We start from the raw sequence: 5,344 nt of genomic DNA, 5'->3' as shown, positions 1-5,344 counted from the left end.
GCCAACCCCCGGGGCACCGCGCCGTACGCCTGAGACACCAGACACAACCGGCGCAATGGCTGCACCGGGTGCCTCAGGCGCTCGCGCACCAGCGCGGCCGTCGATGCAACGTGGCGCGGAGCAGGGCGCCTCAGCGGTGCCGCCGTGGGACGATATGCCGCCGGACGACTTCGTGCCGCTTTCGGCCGAGGACGACTATTTCGGTCCGCCTGACGACGGCTATATGCCCGTCTTCGACAGTGGCCCTGACGACGTGCGTGTCTCGAATGCTGCACCGGCGCCGGCCCCTGTGGATACGCGGCCTTTACCGCCGGCTATCGCGCTGGACGCGATCGGTTTCAACGGCGATTGGCCAGCGCTTGCCGTGAGCCTTTCGCTCAAGGGAATTTCCTATCAGCTCGCATTCAACAGCGAACTGATGGCGCTCGAAGGCACCCTGCTCAAGTTGAGCGTGCCGGTGCCGCAGTACGCCGAAACTTCGCAGGTCGCAAAGTTGAAAGCAGCGCTGGCCGAACGGCTCGGCAAAGAGGTCGAGGTCCAGGTCGTAGTTGGCCCCGCGCGCCGCACCGCCGCTGCGTTTGACGCCGCCGCCCGTGCGCAGCGTCAGAAGGAGGCCGAGCGCGAGATCGGTACTGATCCGTTTGTACAATCGCTGATCCGCGAGTTCGGCGCGAGCATCGTGCCTGGCTCGATTCGCCCGATTGCACAGGACGCTTCAGGCAACCTGCCATCCACCCATTGATTCCTGGCGCTACGTGGCGCCAGATTCCCGCATTGCAAGCTATCAAGAAGGAGCATGTCCATGATGAAAGGCCAACTCGCAGGGCTGATGAAGCAGGCCCAGCAGATGCAGGAAAACATGAAGAAGATGCAGGATCAGCTCGCCCTGATCGAGGTCGAGGGGCAGTCGGGTGCGGGTCTCGTCAAGGTGACGATGACGTGCAAGAACGACGTGCGCCGCGTATCGATCGATCCGAGTCTGCTCGCTGACGACAAGGACATGCTGGAAGACCTCGTCGCCGCTGCATTCAACGACGCCGTGCGCAAGGCTGAAGCTACTGCTGCAGAGAAGATGGGTGGTATGACCGCTGGTATGCCGCTGCCGCCGGGCTTCAAGCTGCCGTTCTGAACCCAGGCAGCGCGGGCGCTGCGCTTGTTGCTGCGTCCCATGCCGCACCGGATGTAGCGACCAATGCCACCCCGCATGCAGCACCGAATGCCGCAGCCCGCGCCCAGGATGCCGCGAGATGATCGCAGCGTCCAGGGGCGTGGCGCGACTTCGCCGCACGTGCCCGCTGCCACGTAACAGCCACTTCGACGCCGCCGATTCAGCATGAAACAACCTTCCGCCTTGTCGGCGCTCGTCGAAGCGCTGCGTGTATTGCCCGGTGTCGGGCCGAAATCCGCGCAGCGCATGGCGTATCACCTGATGCAGCATGACCGCGAGGGCGCGGAAAAGCTGGGTCGAGCGTTGCTCTCCGCAACCGAGCATCTGCAGCACTGCGAGAAGTGCAACACTTTCACCGAAGCGCAGATTTGCGAAGTGTGCAGCGATGACGAGCGGGATCCCGCGCTGCTGTGCGTCGTCGAGACACCCGCTGACCAGATCATGCTCGAGCAGACCATGACGTACCGCGGCCTCTATTTCGTGTTGATGGGGCGCCTGAGTCCCCTCGATGGTATCGGCCCGAAAGAGATTCACTTCGACCGGCTGGTCAAGCGCGCATCGGATGGCATCGTCAAGGAAGTCGTGCTCGCGACCAATTTCACGAACGAGGGCGAAGCCACCGCGCATTACCTCGGACAGACACTCAAGGCGCGCGGCCTTGCCGTCACGCGTCTGGCGCGCGGCGTGCCGGTCGGTGGTGAACTTGAATATGTCGACGCCGGCACGATCGCGCGAGCCATGCTCGACCGGCGCTCGCTGTAGCCCGGCGTCCCAGGCGGCCGCCCGGCAGCCTGGCAGCAAGCCCGGCAAACGCAGATGCAGATGCAAACGCAGATGCAAACGCCCGTGCTTCGCCCCCTCAAGAGGAGATCAGACCCATGAGCCCAACCCCTGACGAAGCACGTCCCGCTGGCCCGCTGGCGGGCGTCAAGGTGCTCGAACTCGGCACACTGATCGCCGGCCCGTTCGCCGCGCGCTTTCTTGGCGAATTCGGCGCGGACGTGATCAAGATCGAGGATCCGAAAGGCGGCGATCCGCTGCGCAAATGGCGCAAGCTTTATCCGGAAGTAGGCGGCACCTCGTTGTGGTGGGCTGTCCAGGCGCGCAACAAGAAATCCATGACGATCAACCTGAAGGCAGAAGAGGGCAAGGAGATCGTGCGACGGCTTGCCAAAGAGGCGGATATCGTCGTCGAGAATTTTCGTCCCGGTCTGCTCGAAAAACTGGGGCTAGGCTATGACGTATTGTCCGCAGAGAACCCCGGCCTCGTGATGGTGCGTCTGTCCGGCTATGGACAAACCGGACCGTATCGCGATCGCCCGGGGTTCGGTGCGATTGCTGAATCGATGGGCGGTCTGCGCCACATCACCGGTTATCCGGATCTGCCGCCGCCGCGCATTGGCATTTCGATCGGCGATTCGATCGCGGCGCTCCACGGCGTGATCGGCGCGTTGATGGCGCTGCATCATCGCCAGGTGAATGGGGGCAAAGGGCAGGTGGTCGATGTCGCGCTCTACGAGGCGGTCTTCAACATGATGGAAAGTGTGGTGCCCGAGTACGGCGTGTACGGCATGGTGCGCGAACGCACCGGCGCATCGCTGCCGGGCATCGTGCCATCGAACACCTATCCGTGCCGCGACGGCAGCATCGTAATTGGCGGCAATAGCGATCCGATCTTCAAGCGCCTGATGCTGGCAATCGAGCGCGCGGATCTCGCCAACGATCCGGCGCTGGCGCACAACGATGGCCGCGTGCCGCGTACCCAGGAAATTGACGCTGCGATTGCGGCATGGCTCGCGAGCCGCACGATCGACGAAGCGCTTGCGGTGCTCAACGCCGCAGACGTGCCGGTGGGCCGCATCTATAGCGTCGCGGACATGTTCACCGACCCGCAGTTCATGGCGCGTCAGATGATCCAGCGCTTCAAGTGGCAGGACGGCAAGGAGATCACGCTGCCTGCCGTTACCCCGAAGCTTTCGCAGACGCCGGGTGAGACCCGCTGGCTGGGGCCTGAGCTAGGCGAGCACACCGACGAGGTGCTGCGCTCGCTCGGTTACGACACGGATCAGATTGCACGGTTGCACGCGCAACAAGTGGTGTGAACGTTGACGGGCCAGCATCGCCGGCCCAGCAATCATGCCAACGCCATCAGCCCTTACGGCGTAATCACGATCTTGCCCACGACCCGGCGCTCCGCCATATCGCGTAGTGCCCGCCCGGTTTCCTCCAACGGATACTGCGCCGACACATAAGGATGCAGTTTGCCTTCGCCAATCCACTTGACCATCTCCTGGAACCCGGCCGCGTTGTGCTGCGGCTCACGCTTCGCGAAATCGCCCCAGAACACGCCGACGATGCTTGCGCCTTTGAGCAGCGTCAGGTTGAGCGGCAGTTTCGGAATCTCGCCATTCGCGAATCCGACGACGAGATAGCGACCGCGCCACGCAATGCTGCGAAACGCCGGTTCCGCATAGACCCCGCCGACCGGGTCATAGATCACGTCGGGCCCTTTGCCGTCGGTCAGCGCCTTGATGCGTTCGCGCAGATCTTCAGTGGCGTAGTTGATGGTCGCGTCCGCGCCATGCTTCACGCAGACGGCAAGTTTTTCATCGGTCGAGGCCGCTGCAATCACGCGTGCGCCGAGCGCTTTGCCGATCTCCACAGCAGCAAGTCCAACACCGCCCGCCGCACCCAGCACGAGCATCGTCTCGCCGGCGTTGAGCGCACCGCGATCGACCACGGCATGATACGACGTGCCATACGCCAGCGTGAACGCGGCGGCTTGGGCAAAGCCGACGCCTTCGGCAAGAGGCACACACGCGCCTGCTGCAGCAACGGCCTGCTGCGCGAAGCCGCCCTGGCCGGTATACGCCACCACTCGCGCGCCCGGCTGGAACTGCGATACACCCGCGCCGACCGCGCGCACCACGCCCGCGACTTCCGAGCCTGGCGTGAATGGGAGGGGCGGCTTGAACTGGTATTTGTTTTCAATGATCAGCACGTCAGGGAAATTGACGGCCGCCGCCATGACGTCGATGAGAACTTCGCCGGCTTGCGGCGCGAGCTCGGGCAAGTCTTCGACGACCAGGCTTTCCGGTGGCCCGTATTGATTACAGCGAATCGCGCGCATCGTGTCTCCATGTCGAGGGTTCAAGCAGGATTTTGCAGTGTAATTCAACTCGAACGACCGTGCGTTTTTGTCCTGCCGAAAGTGCTGGAGCAGTGTCGCACTCTCGCCGGACGTGCATTGAACCCGCGAGGTCTGGGGTGTCGTTCGCGCGCCATCTTTCCTCGGTTACAATCGCCGCATGCGAATCCTACTCAGCAACGACGACGGTTATCTGGCGCCCGGCCTGGCCGCGCTTTACGAAGCGCTGAAGGCATTCGCCGATGTCACTGTAATGGCGCCCGAGCAGAACTGCAGCGGCGCGTCGAACTCGTTGACATTGTCGCGGCCGTTGTCGGTGCTGCGCTCGTCAACGGGCTTCTATTACGTGAACGGCACGCCGACCGATTCCGTGCATATTGCGCTAACCGGCATGCTCGATCACACGCCCGATCTGGTCGTGTCCGGCATCAACAACGGCCAGAATATGGGCGAGGACACGCTCTATTCAGGGACCGTCGCCGCCGCCACCGAAGGCATCATGTTCGGCGTGCCGGCCATCGCTTTTTCGCTGGTCGACAAGGACTGGGTGCACCTCGATGCGGCCACTCGCGTCGCCGCGGAAATCGTTGCTCATTATCTCGCGCATCCGCTGCCTGGGCATCCGTTGTTGAACGTCAATATTCCAAACTTGCCGTATGACCAACTGGGCGAGTGGCGCGTGACGCGTCTTGGCAAGCGGCATCCGTCGCAACCGGTGATCCCGCAGACCAACCCGCGCGGCGAACCCATCTACTGGATCGGGCCATCCGGCAGCGCGCGCGATGCGAGCGAAGGCACGGATTTCCACGCTGTCGCGAACGGCCACGTGTCGATTACCCCGTTGCAGCTCGATCTGACTCACACGCAGATGTTGCCCGCGGCACGCGACTGGGCGCGCGCCGGGAGCGGCACTTCATGACCAACGAGCGCGCAAAGCGCTTTCCGCTTGGCCTCGAGGATCTGGTGCGCGAGCCACGTCGGCCCGAAGGACGGCCGGGTGAGGTGCGCGCCGCGAATCTCGCCGCAGC

The 5,344-nt window shown here is 63.6% G+C and carries 6 protein-coding genes and 1 pseudogene; 6 read left to right on the top strand and 1 reads right to left on the bottom strand.

Annotated elements, in window-relative coordinates; all coding sequences use genetic code 11:
- The 4 genes from WCA85_RS12190 to WCA85_RS12175 all read left to right on the top strand — a co-directional run.
- Window positions 1–742, top strand: a 742-nt coding sequence (locus WCA85_RS12190; protein ID WP_424064148.1) for a DNA polymerase III subunit gamma/tau C-terminal domain-containing protein, incomplete at its 5' end; no start/stop codon positions are given.
- A 60-nt stretch (window positions 743–802) separates the two neighbouring features.
- Window positions 803–1,129 carry a YbaB/EbfC family nucleoid-associated protein gene (locus WCA85_RS12185; protein WP_424064146.1) on the top strand — a complete coding sequence of 109 codons (327 nt, stop codon included), beginning with the start codon at window positions 803–805 and terminating at the stop codon, window positions 1,127–1,129.
- Between the two features lie 204 nt (window positions 1,130–1,333).
- The gene (recR, locus tag WCA85_RS12180) at window positions 1,334–1,930 is read left to right on the top strand and encodes a recombination mediator RecR (protein ID WP_424064144.1); all 597 of its coding nucleotides are present in this window, start codon (window positions 1,334–1,336) and stop codon (window positions 1,928–1,930) included.
- Window positions 1,931–2,046: 116 nt separating this feature from the next.
- Window positions 2,047–3,270, top strand: coding sequence for a CaiB/BaiF CoA transferase family protein (locus WCA85_RS12175; RefSeq protein WP_424064143.1), 1,224 nt, complete (start codon window positions 2,047–2,049; stop codon window positions 3,268–3,270).
- Window positions 3,271–3,323: 53 nt separating this feature from the next.
- Here the strand turns inward: WCA85_RS12175 and WCA85_RS12170 are convergent, their stop codons facing one another.
- On the bottom strand, window positions 3,324–4,298 hold the full coding sequence (locus tag WCA85_RS12170) for an NADPH:quinone oxidoreductase family protein (protein WP_424064141.1): 975 nt from the start codon (window positions 4,296–4,298) through the stop codon (window positions 3,324–3,326).
- A gap of 178 nt (window positions 4,299–4,476) precedes the next feature.
- On the opposite strand from WCA85_RS12170, the gene surE reads away from it, so the two are divergent.
- Window positions 4,477–5,235, top strand: a complete 759-nt coding sequence (gene surE / locus WCA85_RS12165) for a 5'/3'-nucleotidase SurE (RefSeq protein WP_424064140.1) — start codon at window positions 4,477–4,479, stop codon at window positions 5,233–5,235.
- A pseudogene (locus WCA85_RS12160) lies at window positions 5,232–5,344 on the top strand (protein-L-isoaspartate(D-aspartate) O-methyltransferase); the annotation flags it as partial. The gene surE and the pseudogene WCA85_RS12160, both read left to right, overlap by 4 nt.

The sequence above is a fragment of the Paraburkholderia sp. genome, from assembly GCF_049581445.1.
Classification (GTDB): Bacteria; Pseudomonadota; Gammaproteobacteria; order Burkholderiales; family Burkholderiaceae; genus Paraburkholderia.
Note: the sequence above shows the minus strand (reverse complement) of the source record. Positions and strands in the feature narration are given on the sequence as shown.